16 protein-coding genes are annotated in these 16,341 nt (G+C 61.0%); 10 read left to right on the top strand and 6 right to left on the bottom strand.

Going from position 1 to position 16,341, the window contains the following annotated elements:
* Positions 1–302: 302 nt before the first annotated feature.
* Positions 303–689, top strand: a complete 387-nt coding sequence (locus tag DK870_RS14090; protein WP_104993543.1) for a TIGR03067 domain-containing protein — start codon at positions 303–305, stop codon at positions 687–689.
* Between the two features lie 134 nt (positions 690–823).
* Here the strand turns inward: DK870_RS14090 and DK870_RS14085 are convergent, their stop codons facing one another.
* Positions 824–1,636, bottom strand: a complete 813-nt coding sequence (locus DK870_RS14085) for a bifunctional 2-polyprenyl-6-hydroxyphenol methylase/3-demethylubiquinol 3-O-methyltransferase UbiG (protein ID WP_104993542.1) — start codon at positions 1,634–1,636, stop codon at positions 824–826.
* Between the two features lie 152 nt (positions 1,637–1,788).
* Here DK870_RS14085 and DK870_RS14080 point away from each other — a divergent pair, with 152 nt between their 5' ends.
* From DK870_RS14080 to DK870_RS14070, 3 genes are all read left to right on the top strand, one after another.
* Entirely contained in the window at positions 1,789–3,027 is a 1,239-nt protein-coding gene (locus tag DK870_RS14080) for an MFS transporter (RefSeq protein ID WP_104996121.1), read from the top strand.
* Between the two features lie 142 nt (positions 3,028–3,169).
* Entirely contained in the window at positions 3,170–4,756 is a 1,587-nt protein-coding gene (locus tag DK870_RS14075) for an ABC-F family ATPase (RefSeq protein ID WP_081086944.1), read from the top strand.
* A 287-nt stretch (positions 4,757–5,043) separates the two neighbouring features.
* A complete protein-coding gene (locus DK870_RS14070) occupies positions 5,044–6,219 on the top strand; it encodes an MFS transporter (protein WP_161548904.1) in 1,176 nt (391 codons plus the stop codon).
* On the opposite strand, the gene DK870_RS14065 is transcribed toward DK870_RS14070, so the two are convergent.
* From DK870_RS14065 to DK870_RS14055, 3 genes are all read right to left on the bottom strand, one after another.
* A complete protein-coding gene (locus DK870_RS14065) occupies positions 6,213–7,262 on the bottom strand; it encodes a dienelactone hydrolase (RefSeq protein WP_090371272.1) in 1,050 nt (349 codons plus the stop codon). The genes DK870_RS14070 and DK870_RS14065 overlap by 7 nt on opposite strands.
* Positions 7,263–7,468: 206 nt before the next feature.
* Positions 7,469–8,080, bottom strand: coding sequence for an FMN-dependent NADH-azoreductase (locus DK870_RS14060; protein WP_090371274.1), 612 nt, complete (start codon positions 8,078–8,080; stop codon positions 7,469–7,471).
* Positions 8,081–8,184: 104 nt separating this feature from the next.
* Entirely contained in the window at positions 8,185–9,111 is a 927-nt protein-coding gene (locus DK870_RS14055; RefSeq protein WP_161548903.1) for an AraC family transcriptional regulator, read from the bottom strand.
* Between the two features lie 159 nt (positions 9,112–9,270).
* Here DK870_RS14055 and DK870_RS14050 point away from each other — a divergent pair, with 159 nt between their 5' ends.
* From DK870_RS14050 to DK870_RS14040, 3 genes are read left to right on the top strand one after another with little or no spacing between them, the layout of a single operon-like run.
* Positions 9,271–10,650 carry an NAD-dependent succinate-semialdehyde dehydrogenase gene (locus DK870_RS14050; RefSeq protein ID WP_161548902.1) on the top strand — a complete coding sequence of 460 codons (1,380 nt, stop codon included), beginning with the start codon at positions 9,271–9,273 and terminating at the stop codon, positions 10,648–10,650.
* A gap of 59 nt (positions 10,651–10,709) precedes the next feature.
* Entirely contained in the window at positions 10,710–11,618 is a 909-nt protein-coding gene (locus DK870_RS14045; RefSeq protein ID WP_060752900.1) for a LysR substrate-binding domain-containing protein, read from the top strand.
* Entirely contained in the window at positions 11,615–11,971 is a 357-nt protein-coding gene (locus DK870_RS14040) for an MmcQ/YjbR family DNA-binding protein (RefSeq protein ID WP_060752797.1), read from the top strand. Before DK870_RS14045 ends, DK870_RS14040 begins: the two co-directional genes overlap by 4 nt.
* Here DK870_RS14040 and DK870_RS14035 read toward each other — a convergent pair.
* Both DK870_RS14035 and DK870_RS14030 read right to left on the bottom strand, forming a co-directional pair.
* Positions 11,960–12,343 (bottom strand): DUF1294 domain-containing protein, encoded by a 384-nt coding sequence (locus tag DK870_RS14035; protein ID WP_161548901.1) that lies wholly within the window; start codon positions 12,341–12,343, stop codon positions 11,960–11,962. The genes DK870_RS14040 and DK870_RS14035 overlap by 12 nt on opposite strands.
* Positions 12,340–13,170, bottom strand: coding sequence for an undecaprenyl-diphosphate phosphatase (locus DK870_RS14030; RefSeq protein ID WP_161548900.1), 831 nt, complete (start codon positions 13,168–13,170; stop codon positions 12,340–12,342). The genes DK870_RS14035 and DK870_RS14030 overlap by 4 nt, the downstream gene beginning before the upstream one ends.
* A 228-nt stretch (positions 13,171–13,398) precedes the next feature.
* Here DK870_RS14030 and DK870_RS14025 point away from each other — a divergent pair, with 228 nt between their 5' ends.
* From DK870_RS14025 to DK870_RS14015, 3 genes are all read left to right on the top strand, one after another.
* Positions 13,399–15,033 (top strand): methyl-accepting chemotaxis protein, encoded by a 1,635-nt coding sequence (locus tag DK870_RS14025; protein ID WP_060752794.1) that lies wholly within the window; start codon positions 13,399–13,401, stop codon positions 15,031–15,033.
* A 160-nt stretch (positions 15,034–15,193) separates the two neighbouring features.
* Positions 15,194–15,757, top strand: coding sequence for a nicotinamide riboside transporter PnuC (gene pnuC / locus DK870_RS14020; protein WP_060752793.1), 564 nt, complete (start codon positions 15,194–15,196; stop codon positions 15,755–15,757).
* Positions 15,754–16,272, top strand: coding sequence for an AAA family ATPase (locus DK870_RS14015; RefSeq protein WP_161549043.1), 519 nt, complete (start codon positions 15,754–15,756; stop codon positions 16,270–16,272). Before pnuC ends, DK870_RS14015 begins: the two co-directional genes overlap by 4 nt.
* Positions 16,273–16,341 lie beyond the last annotated feature (69 nt).

Here is a 16,341-nt window from a genome sequence, read left to right as displayed (position 1 = left end):
ATCACTCTTCAAAGCCCTATGACTTTAAAAATCAGGGACAACGCCCTGGCACTACAGACTGATGGCAATGTGACCACTGAGTCTGATGAAAGATCCTACGAAGCTGGCGTTTATTTCTGTCTTATATAAGCAAACATCAACTACAACATTCATGTAGGGTCAATGCACTTGGAAGCGTAGCCAATACAACATGAAAAAGCTGTCAAATCGCTGTCTTCTAAAGAAAAATTCCCACACGTCGTCTGGATTATCGTTTTTTATCCGATATAACTGGCTCTTCCACGCGCAGAAAAGGAATTTGCATGCCCTCCCATCCCCACTCCGACTATCAGGCCCTCCAAGGTGCCTGGGAACAGACCGCCCTTGAAGACAGCGGCGTGCTCAACCCCGCCGACGCCCACAGTGCGCCAGGTGCCATTACCACTATTACAGGGGACAGCTTCCAAGTGACGACGGTCGATGGCGATGTCCTACTGGCCGGCCGGTTTTCCCTGGACGCCAGCACCCACCCCAAAAGCATTACCTGGGTGGACTCCATCGGCGAGGATGCGGGCAAGCAGCTACCCGCCAGCTACCGGCTCGACGGCGATCATTTCGTCTTTATCGCGGCTGATGAAGGCATGCCCAGGCCGACGGTGTTCAGCACCGGCCCGGGGCAAACCATGCGAACGTTTGTGCGGCGCGGTTGAATGAGCGTACATCCGAATGCTCGACAGCTTTTTCACATAGCCTTCACTTCCCAAGCGATACGTTGACGCTTACCTACTCCAGTGAATCCCTTGGCCCGCCTCGCGCGGGCTTTTTTTGCCTTCGGCAAGCCGGCTCAGGCGGGACGCCGGGTCGCGGTCAGGGTGAAGCACAGCGGCAATTGCGCACGTTGATTCTCGTATTGATCGTACAGCTCTTCACGATTGGAGTGCGGGTACTCCTGCAAATGGCCTATCTGCAGGCGCGCAGCAATCGCGCCGCTCACCACGCTTCCCAATGTGTGCACAAACCAGTACGACGTCGGACCCTCAAGGGCGCCTCGCCCCTCATAAACGATGGATTCCTGCAATACAAAGGGATCGCGCTGGAAATACGAACTGGCCGGCAACATTGGGTTGGCGGCCGCGGGATCGAATACTTCAAGGAACGGATGGGTTTCATACATCACCAGAACACCGCCTGGCTTGAGTACACTCGCAGCATGGCGCATGAACAGCGCCACATCCGGCATCCAGCCCAATACACCGATGGTCACCAGCGCTACATCGAACTGCCCCATCAGCGCTTCAGGCAAATGGTGGATGTCGCTCTCAATGAACTGCGGACAGTGGGGCGAAACATCGGCCAGTTCCCGGGCCTGCTGGAGAAACTCGCGGGATTGATCGACCCCCACCACCGAACGAGCCCCCAGGCCAAATAACGACAGGCACTCGCGGCCATTATTACAGCAAAGCTGCACCACGTCCTTGCCGGCAACGCCGACCTCTTGCAGCAGCTGGGTAATCGTTGGGTCAAGGCAGGAAAAGTCGGCGCGAGCAACCGCTGCCAGCGTCGCCTTCCAGGTGGCGGTGTCTTTATGCAGCCGGGCGGATTCATCCCAGGCTTGCCTATTGCTCTTGATAGCCTGCTCGGCCGATGGCATATCCATTGCGTCTCCAGAAGTCAGTGCGGCGAGGTTCGGAAAGTAAGCCAGTTTCATGTCAGATAAAACCCCTGGACATGCCGAACTAATCTCGATGGCTACAGGTCATTAGCCCAATGAGTGCTCAACCCCTGCGCACTGCCGCTGAAGAATTCATCGTGGCTCATCACACCGACCTGCGTACCACCCTCTCTCTGGACAGCCTGAACTTCTTCCTGGCAGACGTGCGTGATGGGCTTGGGCCGTATCTGGCGATCTATCTGTTAGCGGTGCATAAATGGGACCCGGCCAGTATCGGTATCGTCATGACCCTGGCGGGTATCGCCGCTCTGATCACCCAAGGCCCGGCGGGTGCGCTGGTTGACCGCACGCATAGCAAACGCGCGGTGATTGCGATCGCCGCCATCCTCGTGACCGCGAGTTGCCTGATATTGCCTTTTGTCAGCTCGTTCGGCTGGGTGGCGCTGACCCAGGCGGCCAGCGCGGTGGCGGCCTCCGTATTCGCCCCGGCGATTTCCGCGATTTCCCTGGGGATCACCGGGCCACGCGCCTTTACCCGTCGCACCGGGCGCAACGAAACGTTCAACCATGCCGGCAATGCCGTGGCGGCCATGCTGGCGGGCGGCCTGGCCTACCTGTTCGGCCCTGTCGTGGTGTTCTACCTGATGGCTTTTATGGCGATAGCCAGCCTGGTAGCCGTGAGTTGCGTATCACCCACGGCGATCGATCACGAAGTGGCCCGGGGTTTCGACCCAGCCCACGCGCAGGACCACGAAGCGCCATCCGGCTGGAAAGTATTACTGGCCAACCGTCCGCTGTTGCTGTTCGCCGTTTGCTGCGCGCTGTTTCACTTGGCCAATGCCGCCATGCTGCCACTCGTCAGCCAGAAGCTGGCCCAGATCAACCTGCAAATGGCGACGCCCCTGACCTCGGCCTGTATCGTCGCCGCACAGTTGGTGATGGTGCCAATGGCCTGGCTGGTGGGCCTGAAAGCCGATGTGTGGGGCCGCAAGCCGTTACTGCTGGCGGGGTTCCTGATCCTGCCGTTGCGCGGTGTGCTGTACACACTGTCCAACGATCCCTATTGGCTGGTGGCGGTACAAATGCTCGACGGCATCGGCGCAGGTATTTTCGGTGCGCTGTTCCCGGTGATCGTCAAAGACCTGACCCAAGGCACCGGGCGCTTCAACGTCAGCCTGGGCGCACTGTCCACGGTATTCGGCCTGGGCGCGGCGTTAAGCAGCAGCCTTGCCGGCTTCGTGGTCCAGCAGGCCGGCTACAATGCTGCGTTCCTGACCCTGGCGTTTGTCGCCGCAGCTGCACTGGTGCTGCTCTGGCTCGCGATGCCGGAGACCCTGGCAAAACCATCTTTCGAGTGCCATACAACTGTCGCCTGACATATGCGACAATGCGCGCCAAATTCCAACACACATCCCCCATTTTCTGCTCAGCGACCGGGTTTCGCGCCTTGATGTCGCTGTTGATGCATGCCTGAAGGCTCCTGCCGCAATGCTTGCAACTCATTGATAGGTAAAGTAATTGATCTCCACAGCTAACATCACCATGCAGTTCGGCGCCAAGCCGCTCTTCGAGAACGTCTCGGTCAAATTCGGCGCCGGCAACCGTTATGGTTTGATCGGTGCCAACGGTTGCGGCAAGTCGACCTTCATGAAAATCCTCGGCGGCGACCTCGATCCGTCCGGTGGCCAGGTCATGCTGGAGCCGAACGTACGCCTGGGTAAGCTGCGCCAGGACCAGTTCGCCTATGAAGAATTCACCGTGCTCGACACCGTGATCATGGGCCACGAGGAACTGTGGAAGGTCAAGGCCGAACGTGACCGCATCTACTCGCTGCCGGAAATGAGCGAAGAAGACGGCATGGCCGTGGCCGAGCTGGAAACCGAATTCGCCGAGATGGACGGCTACACCGCCGAATCCCGCGCCGGTGAACTGCTGCTGGGCCTGGGGATTCCCCTGGAACAGCACTTCGGCCCGATGAGCGAAGTATCGCCAGGCTGGAAACTGCGGGTGTTGCTGGCCCAGGCGCTGTTCTCCGATCCGGAAGTGCTGCTGCTCGACGAACCGACCAACCACCTGGACATCAACACCATCCGCTGGCTGGAGAACATCCTGACCCAGCGCTCCAGCCTGATGATCATCATCTCTCACGACCGTCACTTCCTGAACAGCGTGTGCACGCACATGGCTGACCTGGACTACGGCGAGCTGCGCCTGTTCCCGGGCAACTACGACGAGTACATGACGGTGGCCACCCAGTCCCGCGAGCAACTGCTGTCGGATAACGCCAAGAAGAAGGCGCAGATCTCCGAACTGCAATCCTTCGTCAGCCGCTTCTCGGCCAACGCCTCGAAAGCCAAGCAGGCCACGTCCCGCGCCAAGGCGATCGACAAGATCCAACTGGCCGAGGTCAAGCCGTCGAGCCGTGTGAGCCCGTTCATTCGTTTCGAGCAAAACAAAAAGCTGCACCGCCAGGCGGTCATCGTCGAAAACATGGCCAAAGGCTTCGACGGCAAGCCGCTGTTCAAGGACTTCAGCTTCCAGGTTGAAGCGGGCGAGCGCGTCGCGATCATCGGCCCGAACGGTATCGGCAAGACCACCCTGCTGCGTACCCTGGTCAACGAACTGACGCCGGATGCCGGCAGCATCAAGTGGACCGACGCAGCGGAGCTGGGCTACTACGCCCAGGACCATGCCCATGATTTCGAAGACGACGTCACGCTGTTCGACTGGATGGGCCAGTGGACTCAGGGCGAGCAAATGATCCGTGGCACCTTGGGCCGCATGCTGTTCTCCAACGACGAGATCCAGAAGTCGGTGAAGGTGATTTCCGGTGGTGAGCAAGGTCGCATGCTGTTCGGCAAGCTGATCCTGCAAAAGCCGAACGTGTTGATCATGGACGAACCGACCAACCACCTGGACATGGAATCCATCGAAGCGCTGAACCTGGCGCTGGAAAACTACCCGGGCACGCTGATCTTCGTCAGCCACGACCGTGAATTCGTATCGTCCCTGGCCACCCGCATCATCGAGTTGAGCGCCACTGGCGTCATCGACTTCAGCGGCACCTATGACGACTACCTGCGCAGCCAGGGCGTGGTGTTTTAACCCGCGTAGCGAGCGGGCTTGCCCCGCGCTGGGTGGCGAAGCCGCCCCATCTGGGACGCCTCGGTCTTTCAGGAGGACCGAGGTGTCTGGATTTAGGGCGGCTGCGCCACCCAGCGCGGGGCAAGCCCGCTCACTACAACAGGCGCCGTATTCTTTCAGACAGAATGCGGCGTTTTTTTTATTGGGATGAGCCCGCTCACCGCAGGGCTGAAGAATAGATAGGGTGCTTTCTTTTGTCCCGGGCCCTTGCCATGATGCATTCACCGCCCGCCCGCGAACGAGTGCCCATGTCCGACACCGCCCCTTCCTCCCTGTCGATCACCTTGCAGATCGTCTCCATCGTCTTCTACACCTTTATCGCGTTTATCTGCATCGGCCTGCCGATCGCGGTGATCCCTGGCTATGTGCATGAACAACTGGACTTCAGCGCAGTCGTCGCCGGTATCACCATCGGCTCGCAGTACCTGGCCACCCTGCTCAGCCGCCCCATGGCCGGGCGTATGTCGGATAACGTGGGCACCAAACGCGCCATTGTGCTGGGGCTGGCCGGCATTTTCGTCAGTGGCGTGTTGACGCTTGTTGCCACATGGGTGCAGAGCATGCCCGCCCTGAGCCTGGGCATTCTGATCGCCGGCCGGCTGTTGCTGGGCGTGGCCCAAGGTCTGATCGGCGTGGGCACCATCAGCTGGTGCATGGGGGCAGTAGGCGCCGAGCATACGGCCCGTTCGATTTCCTGGAATGGGATCGCGTCCTATGGCGCAATTGCTATCGGTGCGCCGTTGGGTGTGGTGATGGTGGCCGATTATGGCTATGCCAGCCTGGGCGTCGCCTTGTCGGTGCTGGCGGCGCTGGGGCTTTGGCTGATTCGCAATAAACCTTCAGTGCCCGTGGTGCGCGGCGAGCGATTACCGTTCTGGGCGGTGTTCGGTCGTATCGCACCGTTTGGCGCGAGCCTGTGCCTGGCATCGATCGGCTACGGCACGCTCACCACCTTTATCACCCTGTACTACCTCAACCGCGGCTGGGCGGGCGCGGCCTACTGCCTCACCGTGTTTGGCGTGTGCTTTATCCTGTCGCGCCTGGTGTTTATCTCCGCCATCAGCCGCTTCGGCGGCTTTCGGGCGGCCATCGCCTGCATGACCATCGAGACGCTGGGGCTGACACTGCTGTGGCTCGCGCCGTCCACCGGTGTCGCCTTGATTGGCGCAGGGCTGACCGGTTTCGGTTTGTCGCTGGTGTACCCGGCGCTGGGCGTGGAAGCCATCAAGCAAGTGCCCAACAGCAGCCGTGGCGCAGGCTTGAGCGCGTATGCGGTATTTTTTGACCTGGCCCTGGCGATTGCCGGCCCGCTGATGGGGGCCGTAGCGCTGAATCTCGGCTACGGCTGGATCTTCTTCTGCGCCGCGCTGCTATCGATCACGGCATTGGCCGTGACCTTGCAGCTCAAGCGCCGCGCCTACTGATCGGCGGTCTGCAAACCGGCGCGGGTCGCCTGGCCAAGGGTGTTCGTGAAAAAGCGCCCCGCCTCGGAAATCAGGTTGCGGTGAATCCCTTCGCGGTCGACGCCATCCGCATCGGTGCAGACGGCCGGCATCGCCATCTGTTGATCGCTGTCGCACGGCGCCATGAAGACGAAGTGCCCTGCCCCGGCCAATAGTTTGAAATCCGGTGGTTGCGGCAGTTTGCGCGCCAGGGCGGCAGCATTCTTGTCCACGGCCACCAGTTTGTCGCCATCGCCGCTATAGAGCAGCACCGGCACATGCACGTCCGCCAGCGTGTGACGGCCAAACATCAGGCTCAGCGGGGCCATCAGCATTAACGCATGAATACGCGGGTCGGCTTGCGGTTGCAGGTCGTCACGGTCCACCACCAGCTCACCTTTGGTGGTGCAGGCATCACGGTCCTCCGGACGCTCCTGGCAATAGCGGCGCAGGCGATCGAAGTCGGGCTTGGCACCGGCGAGGATCAACGCCGTCTCGCCCCCGGCCGAGTAACCGATGACACCCACCTGATCGACATTGACGAACGGCGACAGCATCGGTTCGTTCAAGGTCGCCGTAATCGCCGCAGAAATCTGGATAGGCCGGCCATACAAATTGCTCACGGTGCCCAGTCGGCTGTGATCCTTGTAGTTGTCGCCGGGATGCAGCACCGCCACCACCACAAAACCTTTGCGCGCCAGAGACGTGGCGAGGTCATGCAGGGCCAGCGGTGTGCCGGTATTGCCATGGGACAGCATCAGCATCGGGAAACGGCCGATGGCAACCCGCGCGTCCTCAGTGGCGGCAACGTCATACGGCCCCAGCCGAGTGATATGTTCAACGCCCAGGGCTGGGCCGCTGGAGGGATAGAACGCGATAGCCTTCATCGGCTGCGAATCCAGCGGATCGAGAAACGTCATGCGATGAAAGCCCACACTCCAATGCGGGTGCGGTGCAGGCGCGGCGTGCACTGAAACCAGGCCGCCGAGCAGAGAAAGAACCAAAACAGCACAAAGACGCATCATGGGGATGTCCACCTTTGCTGCATGAGAACCGACATGTCGAATTAAAAGTCCAGGTGATAAACCCACGAATGCATAACCTGGGCCAAATGAGTGACATCGGCAAAACGAAAAAACTCCGTACTCCATCGTTTTCGCACGATCAGAGTACAGAGTTTAGGCGCCCGGATTCAGATTGAAACCGAGCAAGCGGCAAATTTACACAAGCCTTACGCGGCGGCGAACAATTGTTCGTTGATGACTACGTTGGCGTCGTTCAGGGACTTGGTCCGGAACTCGTCACCGTAGGCCAGGCCGTGGGCGCGAACGAATTCAATGTCAGTGATGCCCAGGAAGCCCAGCAGCACTTTCAGATAGTCTTCGTGAGCAACACCCGTGGCCTGGCCGACATGCAGGCCGCCCGAGGTGGACACGATGATGACTTTCTTGTTGCCGCACAGGCCTTCAGGGCCGGCTTCGGTGTAGCGGAAAGTCTGGCCGGCCACCGCGATACGGTCGATCCAGGCTTTCAACTGGGTCGGAATAGTGAAGTTGTACATCGGCGCCGCCAGGACAATGGCATCGGCTGCCAGGAACTCGGCCAGGGTGGAAGCACTGAGGTCGGCTTCCTGCTTTTGTGCGGCACTGCGCTGATCGTCAGGTGTGCCCAGTGCACCCAGGGTGGCGCCGGAAAAATGGTTGATCCCTTCGCTGGCCAGGTCACGGTAAGTCACTTCCACACCGGGTTCAGCCGCTTGCCACGCCTTGACCACGGCAGCACTGAGCTGACGGGAGGCCGAGTTGTCGCCGAGGATGCTGGAATCGATATGCAACAGTTTCATGCGGAATCTCCAAGTGAGGATCGCGGTGGGGCGACCAAGTGAGGTTAATCCTACACATGAAGCCAATACTCGATTAGATGGTACAAATGCGATTGTTCGTCCTATTAATGGGACGATACGTAAATCGAAGCCGAGGTGGGCGCCGGCAATGCATAGGTGCGCTTCATCCATTGGATCTCTTCCTGGGGCGTGCGCCCGAAGAAGCGCTTGAACTCACGACTGAATTGCGAGGCGCTTTCGTAGCCGACCTGGGCGCAGGCCGTGGCGGCGGTGATGTCGCTGCGCAGCATCAACAACCGCGCCTGGTGCAGGCGCGTGGACTTGAGGTACTGCATCGGCGACGTGTCAGTCACGGTGCGAAAGTGCGCGTGAAAACTCGGCACGCTCATCATCGCCTCTTGCGCCAGCGCCGCCACGTCCAGGTGCTGGTGATAACCCCCATGGATCTTGCGGATCGCCCGCGCCACCTTGCCGAACTGGCCCTGACGATTGAGCGCCGCACGCATCGAACCGCCCTGCTCGCCGGTGAGGATCCGGTAGTAGATCTCGCGCATCAGCATGGGGCCGAGGATTTTCGCGTCCATCGGCGCGCTCATCGCTTCGAGAAAACGCAGTAATGAATCGCTCAGCGGGTCATCCATGGGCGATGAGTACATGCCCCGGGGCTCGGCCTCCAGCAGTGCGGGAAAGTCCGCCAACGCCAGCATCAATTGTGCCGCCAGGGTGAAGTCCAGCCTCAGGTACACCGCCAGCATCGGTTCTTCTTCACTGGCCTCGGTTTCCATGGTGAACGGCACCGGCACCGAGACCACCAGATAGTGCTGGGCGTCATACCGGTAAATCTCACCGCCCAGATAACCGCGCTTGGAGCCCTGGCAAACGATCACGATGCCGGGGTCATACAGCACCGGCACCCGATGCAGCGGCCGGTTGGAGCGCAGGAAGCGCACGTCATCCAGCACGCTGAGGTTATAGCCTTCAACAGGCGCCAGGCGGCCCATCAGCTCGATGATTTTCTGTGTACGGCCCATGGGCTGAGGCTCCTGGGGGAAAACCGCAAGGTACTGCGCAAACGGCAGCCTGGCTACACGCTCATAGGAATAGGCAATCAGCACATTGGAATGGATATTCGCCCAACGCACTCCCTTGCGTAGCCTGAAACAGCCCTTTCAGCCCTCGGAGATTGCCCCATGCTCATCGTCTACAACCCTGCCACCGCAGAAGAAATCGGTCGCGTCGCCACGCATTCCACGGACGAAGTCAAGGCTGCGCTCGACCGCGTCTGCGCGGCCTTCCCCGCCTGGTCAGCCAGGCTTGCCAGCGAACGCAGCGACATCCTGCGCCGTTGGCACGACAGCGTTAAAGCCGACAAGGAAGCCTTCGCCGAACTGCTGTGCCGCGAAAACGGCAAATGCCTGAGCGAAGCCCGTGGTGAAATCGACTACGGCCTGGGCTTTATCGAGTGGTATGCCGAAGAAGCCAAACGCGTCTACGGCGACACCCTGCCCACCCACGATCGCAACGCCCAGGTGGTGGTGACCAAGGAAGCCGTCGGCCCGGTCGCCGCCATTACCCCGTGGAACTTCCCGTTCATGATGATCACCCGCAAGGTGGCCACGGCCCTGGCCGCCGGCTGCACCATGGTGATCAAGCCCGCCGAAGACACCCCGCTGACGGCGCTGAAACTGCTGGAGTACGCGCGCAAGGCCGGTATCCCTGAAGGCGTGCTGGAAGTGGTGGTCGGCGATCCCAAGGCCATCGGCCTGATCCTCACCGGCGACCCGCGCATTCGCAAGATCTCGTTCACCGGCTCTACCGCGGTCGGCAAACTGCTCGCCGCGCAATGCGCCGCGACGGTCAAGAAGATGACCCTGGAACTGGGCGGCAACGCGCCGTTTATCGTGTTCGAAGACGCCAATCTGGATGAAGCGGTCAAAGGTCTGGTCAGCGCCAAACTGCGCAATTGCGGCCAGGTGTGTATTTCGCCGAACCGGATTTTTGTGCAACGCAGCATCCTGCAAACGTTCCTGCGGCGGGTGCAGGCGGCGGTGGCCGATATCGAAGTGGATCAGGGCCTGCGTGAGGGGTTTGTGGTCGGGCCGCTGGTCAACCAGGCGGGGTTCGACAAAGTGGCGCACCTGGTGGAGCAGGCCAAGGCCGCCGGCGCCGAAGTACTGATGGGTGGCAAGCCCCACGCCAAGGGCGGCCTGTTCTACGAACCCACGATCTTGACGGGGTTGCAGGATGATTCACCGCTGGCCACCGAGGAAATTTTCGGCCCGGTCTTCGCCATCTATGCGTTCGAGGATGAAGAGGAAGCCATCAGGCGCGCCAACCAGACCGAATTCGGCCTGGTGGCATACGCCTACACCCGCGCATTGGGTCGCTCACTGCGACTCTCGAGCGGGCTTGAGGCCGGCATGGTCATCTTGAACTCCGGTTCGGTGGGCACCGCGTCGGTGCCATTTGGCGGCATCAAGCAATCCGGTTACGGGCGCGAAGGCAGCTATTACGGGATCGAAGAGTATGTGCATGTGAAGTATGTGCTGATGGCGGGTGCACATTTTTAGTGGATTTGCCTGCACCAGACGCGGATAGTTCGTCCCACTGACAGGACAACAGGTTGATCATGCAAGACCTCAACGACCTTTACTATTTCGCCAAAGTCGTCGAATCCGGCGGTTTCGCGGCGGCAGGCCGTGTGCTGGGCATTCCCAAATCACGCCTGTCGCGGCGCATCGCCGAGCTGGAAGAACGCCTGGGCGCGCGCCTGCTGCAGCGCACCACCCGGCAACTGACCCTCACTGCCGTGGGTGAACGCTACCTGCGCCATTGCCAGGCCATGCTCCTCGAAGCGGAAATGGCCGATGAGGCCGTGGCCAGCATGTCCAGCGAACCCCGTGGCCGCCTGCGGGTCAGTTGCCCGGTGGGCATGGCCCAGCACATGCTGCCGGACATGGTCGCCGGATTTCTCGCCGCCCACCCACTGGTACAACTGGAAATGACCCTGGTCAATCGCCGTGTCGACCTGGTGGCTGAAGGTATCGACGTAGCCCTGCGCGTGCGCGAACACGGCGATGAAGACCCGCTGCTGGTCACCAAGCGCCTGCGCCAGGCCCAGACGGTGCTGGTGGCCAGCCCGGCGTTTATCCAGGGCAGGCAGATCAACACCCTTGAAGACCTCAAGCAACTGCCGATACTGGGCGCCCTCGAGGCGGACCGCATGGTGCATCAGCGCATTCTTGACCCACAAGGGCAACCCCACGAGCTGGTGATGGAGGCTCGATTGGGCATCGACGACTTCGTCGTGCGCAAGGCCAGTGCCATCATGGGCCTGGGTTTTACCGTACTGCCGATGATGTATTGCGAAGAGGAGCTGGCCAGCGGCCGCCTGGTGCAACTGCTGCCCGAGTGGTCGCTGCCGGGGGGTTGGTTGCAGGCGGTGTACCCGCATCGGCGTGGCGTACTGCCGGCCATTCGGGCCTGGATTGATTACCTCGAAGAAGGCTTCAGAGGTTGCGGAGATCGACTGCTATGAAGATGAACGAAGAACAAGTCGCGACGTTTTGCCTGGGCCTGCCCGGAGCACGGGAAGACTATAAATGGGGTGGCGTGCGGGTGTTCTCGATCGCCGGCAACAAGATGTTCGCCGTGCAAAACCTGCGGGGTGCGTCGCTGGCCTTCAAGGTCGACAAGGAATTGTTCCTGGGCCATGTCGATCGCCCGGGTATCCACCCGGCGCCGTACCTGGCCCGCGCGCAGTGGATCATCATGGATACGCCCTACCCGCTGGGCGCTGATGAACTGCGTGGCTTGTTGCAGCGTTCCCATCAACTGGTGGTCAGCAAACTGCCCAAGCGCACGCAGGTCGGGCTGCGGCTAGAGGACTGACAACAAGGTACCGCCCAGGAACAGCTGGTCCAGCCAGAACACCTGGTGCAACAGCACGATCACCCAGAACAGCACCTGATAGGACACTTTGCGGGTTTTGTGGCGAAACACCTGCTGGGCGATCAACGCGCCCGGCCAACCGCCTGCCAGCTCGACAGCGTGCAGGATGTTTTCCGGGATGCGGCGCGCATCGGTTTGCGCCTTGCGCTTGTCGCTCCAGTACAGGAAAAACGCCACCATGCTGACCACCCCATAGGCGACCAGCGGGATCAGGGTCTCGCCGCGATACCCCAGCAGCGCCGCTCCCAACAGCGGCGCGGCGCACAGTAGTGCAAAGATCGCCGCCTTCAAGCGTGGGTGCTGCAGGCTCATGGCTTGACCGCGGACCAGTCGATCCAACCGAACTGCCAGGTCGCCAGGATCACCAGGCCGAACGCGATCCGGTACCAGGCAAAAGCCGCATAGCTGTGGCTGGCGATGAACTTGAGCAACGCCTTGACCGCGATCATCGCGAAGATGAACGAGGTGACGAAACCAATCGCGAATACCGGCAGGTCATCCGGCTGGAACAGGTGACGGTACTTGTAGCCCGAATACCCCGCCGCACCGACCATGGTCGGCATGGCCAGGAAGAACGAGAACTCGGTGGCGGTCTTGCGCGACAAACCGAACAACAGGCCGCCGATGATGGTCGCACCGGAACGCGACGTGCCCGGGATCATCGCCAGGCATTGGGCCAGGCCCACCTTGAGCGCTTCCTTCCAGGTGATGTCATCCACACTGTGCGCATGCACGGCATGCTGGCGACGTTCGGCCCACAACATGATCACGCCGCCGATCACCAGCGCGGTGGCCACGGTGATCGGGTTGAACAGGTAGTGCTTGATCAGGTCGGCGAAAATCACCCCCAACACCACGGCCGGCAGCACGGCGATCATCAGGTTGACGGTAAAGCGCTGGGCATTGCGCTGCGTCGGCAAACCGATCACCACGTCCAGGATCTTGCGCCGGAACTCCCACACCACCGCCAGGATCGCGCCCAACTGAATGATGATGTTGAACGCCTCAAAACGCTCGCCACCAAAACCGATCAGGTCGGCTACGATAATCTGGTGACCGGTGCTGGAGATCGGCAGGAACTCCGTCAGCCCCTCCACCACGCCCAGTATCAATGCCTGTATGGCGGTCCAAAAATCCATATTTCCCCCAAAGGTCATGCGCGAGGCACACCCCGTTGTCTTTTCCAGTGATTCAATGATGTTGAGTGAGCTTGCGGCCAAGCGTTGGATCATCCACGCCGGGCTGCAAAAATTGCGTGAAAAATCAGGCAGTACTCAGGTTTTCCGATTACGGGCCGAAAGCCTATCAGACACGCCGTAAATGGCGAAGCAGCGCTACAACTATAAGAAGCATGGAGTGACAGGACGATGAACAGTTTGCGCAACATGTCGATCAGCCGCCGCCTCTGGCTGATCCTGATAGTCGCCGTGCTGATGCTGCTGACCTTGGGCCTGCTGATGCTCAAGCAGATCCATGGCGATCTCTACCAGGCCAAGCGCCAACAGACCGAGCATGTGGTCCAGACCGCCAGCGGCGTACTGGCGTATTACCAGAATCTTGAAAAAACCGGCGTGCTGACCCGCGAAGCGGCGCAGCAGCAAGCCCTGAGCGCGGTGCGCGGGTTGCGTTATGACCACGATGATTATTTCTGGATCAACGACCTCACGCCCGTGATGATCATGCACCCGGCCAACCCCAAGCTGGATGGCCAGAACCTGTCGGCGATTCGCGACCCGGACGGGTTTGCGGTGTTCAACGAGTTCGTGAGCCTGGCCAAGGCCAAGGGTGCGGGTATCGTCAGTTATCGCTGGCCGAAGCCCGGCGCCGAAGCCCCGGTGGAGAAAACCTCGTATATCCAACTGTTCGAGCCGTGGGGCTGGATCATTGGCTCCGGCGTCTACGTGGATGACGTCCAGGCCGAATTCAAGGTGCAGGTGTGGAAAGCCTCGTTCATCTGCTTGGCGATCGCCCTGGTGATGGCGCTGCTGGTGCTGCTGATCGCCCGCAGCATCGTGAACCCGTTGCAACAGGCCGTGAACGCCATGGCCAATATCGCCAGTGGCGAAAGCGACCTGACCCGCAGCCTCGACACCCACGGGCGCGACGAAGTCACCCAACTGTCCCAGCACTTCAATGCTTTCACGCGAAAACTGAGCCAGGTGGTCGGCCAACTGCAGGCGTGCGCCAACGCCCTGGGCCAGTCGTCCATAGAGCTTGGCACCAATGCCAGCCAGGCCCATGACCGCAGCCAGCAACAGTCGCAGCAGATGGAACTGGTGGCGACCGCCATCAACGAAGTCACCTATGGCGTGCAGGATGTGGCGAAAAACGCCGAGCACGCCGCCAGCGAAATGCGCGACGCGCAGGCGCAGGCACAACAGGGCCAGGTGAATATCGACGGCAGCCTGCAACAGATCGACCAACTCTCCGGCACCATCGGCCAGGCCGTCGAAGTGATCCGCACGCTGTCCAGCGAAAGCACGCAGATCGGTAGCGTGCTTGAGGTGATCCGTTCCATCGCCGACCAGACCAACCTGTTGGCACTCAACGCGGCCATTGAAGCCGCGCGTGCCGGCGAGCAAGGCCGAGGCTTTGCGGTGGTGGCCGATGAAGTCCGCCTGCTGGCCCAGCGTACGCAGAAATCCACTGCTGAAATCCAGGTCATGATCGAGCGTCTGCAAGGCCATTCGGAAGCGGCGGTCAAGGTTATCAGCGACAGCCACAGCGCCTCGCAACTGACGATTGAACAAGCCGGCCAGGCCGGGGCCAGCCTCACGGCGATCGGCCAGGCGCTGCACAACCTCAACGGGCTGAACGCTTCAATCGCCAGCGCCACCCTGCAACAGGCGCATGTCGTGGAAGACATCAACCAGAACGTCACCGAGGCGGCCGGCTTGTCCCACAGCACCGCATTGGCGGCGCAACAGTCCAGCGCGGCCAGCGAACATTTGCGCGCCTTGAGCGAACAACTCGACGGCCTGCTGCGCCAGTTCAAGGTCTAGCTCGTTTCAACCTGTGGGAGGGGGCTTGCTCCCGATGGCGGTGGGTCAGCTGAAAAGTCAGTGACCGGTGAACCGCTATTGGGAGCAAGCCCCCCACATTGGTCGGTGTTCATTTTGACGTTACAATCCCCGCCCTCTTCGACTCTCCCAAGGAACCGCCATGTCCGGGCTTGAATTGTTCGCCGCCGCCCTGGGGGTGATCGCTGTCTGGCTGACGGTCAAGCAAAACCCCTGGTGCTGGCCCATCGGCTTGGTGATGGTGCTGCTCTACACCTGGGTATTCTTCGATGTGAAGCTCTATTCCGACATGCTGCTGCAGGTGGTCTACGCCGCCCTGCAACTCTACGGCTGGTGGCAATGGACCCGCGCCGGAGAGGTCAAGCAAGGCCGCCAGGTGACCAGCCTGGGCTGGCCCGCGATCATGACCAGCCTGGCGGTCGGTGCGCTGTTCAGCCTGTTGCTGGGCGCCGCCATGGCCCACTGGACCGACGCCGCCCAACCCTGGCTCGACGCGGCCCTCACCGGCTTCAGCCTGGTGGCGCAAATGTGGATGGCACAGAAACGCGTACAATGCTGGCCCTTGTGGATCGCCGTGGACGTGATCTTTGTCGGCCTTTTCCTCTACAAAGGCCTGTACCTCACCGCCGCGCTTTATGCGCTGTTCACCGTGATCGCCGTGCAAGGCTGGCGTGAATGGCGCGCCGACCCGGCGTTGCACGCATGAAGGTGGTGGTATTGGCAGGCCCCGAATCCAGTGGCAAAAGCTGGCTGGCCGCCGAGCTGCAAGCGCATTTTGGCGGGCTGATGGTGGGCGAATACGTGCGCGACTTCATCGACCATCACCAGCGCGACACGACCCTGGCCGATATTCCCGCCATTGCCCGCGGCCAACTGGCCTGGGAAGACGCCGCCCGCGCCCGACAGCCCGACTTGCTGATCCTCGACACCCACTTGCTGACCAACCGGTTGTGGAGCCAGACCCTGTTCGGCGACTATCCGGCATGGCTCGACACTGAGCTGCTGGCCCGGCACTACGACTTGCACCTGCTGCTCTCGCCTGAGCATGTGGAATGGACCGCCGACGGGCAACGCTGCCAACCCGAGCTGGCGGATCGACGGGCATTTTTCCAGGACAGCCTGGCGTGGATGCAAGCGCATCAACAGCCCTTCGTCGTCATCCAGGGAAATTGGCAAGAACGCCGACTCGCCGCACTCAAAGCCGTCAAACAGCTCTTGTAGTGAGCGGGCTTGCCCCGCGCTGGGTGGCGCAGCCGCCCCAATCCAGGCACCGCAGTCTTCCTGAAAAAC

This window comes from Pseudomonas sp. Q1, assembly GCF_009935975.1.
Classification (GTDB): domain Bacteria; phylum Pseudomonadota; class Gammaproteobacteria; order Pseudomonadales; family Pseudomonadaceae; genus Aquipseudomonas; species Aquipseudomonas palleroniana.
This window is presented reverse-complemented; position numbering and strand designations above follow the sequence as displayed.

Excerpts from the sequence above, each read along its gene's own strand:
- DK870_RS14090 (WP_104993543.1), top strand. The coding sequence starts at position 303 with ATGCCCTCCCATCCCCACTCCGACTATCAGGCCCTCCAAGGTGCCTGG.
- DK870_RS14085 (WP_104993542.1), bottom strand. The coding sequence starts at position 1,636 with ATGGATATGCCATCGGCCGAGCAGGCTATCAAGAGCAATAGGCAAGCC.
- DK870_RS14070 (WP_161548904.1), top strand. The coding sequence starts at position 5,044 with ATGTCCGACACCGCCCCTTCCTCCCTGTCGATCACCTTGCAGATCGTC.
- DK870_RS14065 (WP_090371272.1), bottom strand. The coding sequence starts at position 7,262 with ATGATGCGTCTTTGTGCTGTTTTGGTTCTTTCTCTGCTCGGCGGCCTG.
- DK870_RS14060 (WP_090371274.1), bottom strand. The coding sequence starts at position 8,080 with ATGAAACTGTTGCATATCGATTCCAGCATCCTCGGCGACAACTCGGCC.
- DK870_RS14055 (WP_161548903.1), bottom strand. The coding sequence starts at position 9,111 with ATGGGCCGTACACAGAAAATCATCGAGCTGATGGGCCGCCTGGCGCCT.
- DK870_RS14050 (WP_161548902.1), top strand. The coding sequence starts at position 9,271 with ATGCTCATCGTCTACAACCCTGCCACCGCAGAAGAAATCGGTCGCGTC.
- DK870_RS14045 (WP_060752900.1), top strand. The coding sequence starts at position 10,710 with ATGCAAGACCTCAACGACCTTTACTATTTCGCCAAAGTCGTCGAATCC.
- DK870_RS14040 (WP_060752797.1), top strand. The coding sequence starts at position 11,615 with ATGAAGATGAACGAAGAACAAGTCGCGACGTTTTGCCTGGGCCTGCCC.
- DK870_RS14035 (WP_161548901.1), bottom strand. The coding sequence starts at position 12,343 with ATGAGCCTGCAGCACCCACGCTTGAAGGCGGCGATCTTTGCACTACTG.
- DK870_RS14030 (WP_161548900.1), bottom strand. The coding sequence starts at position 13,170 with ATGGATTTTTGGACCGCCATACAGGCATTGATACTGGGCGTGGTGGAG.
- DK870_RS14025 (WP_060752794.1), top strand. The coding sequence starts at position 13,399 with ATGAACAGTTTGCGCAACATGTCGATCAGCCGCCGCCTCTGGCTGATC.
- pnuC (WP_060752793.1), top strand. The coding sequence starts at position 15,194 with ATGTCCGGGCTTGAATTGTTCGCCGCCGCCCTGGGGGTGATCGCTGTC.
- DK870_RS14015 (WP_161549043.1), top strand. The coding sequence starts at position 15,754 with ATGAAGGTGGTGGTATTGGCAGGCCCCGAATCCAGTGGCAAAAGCTGG.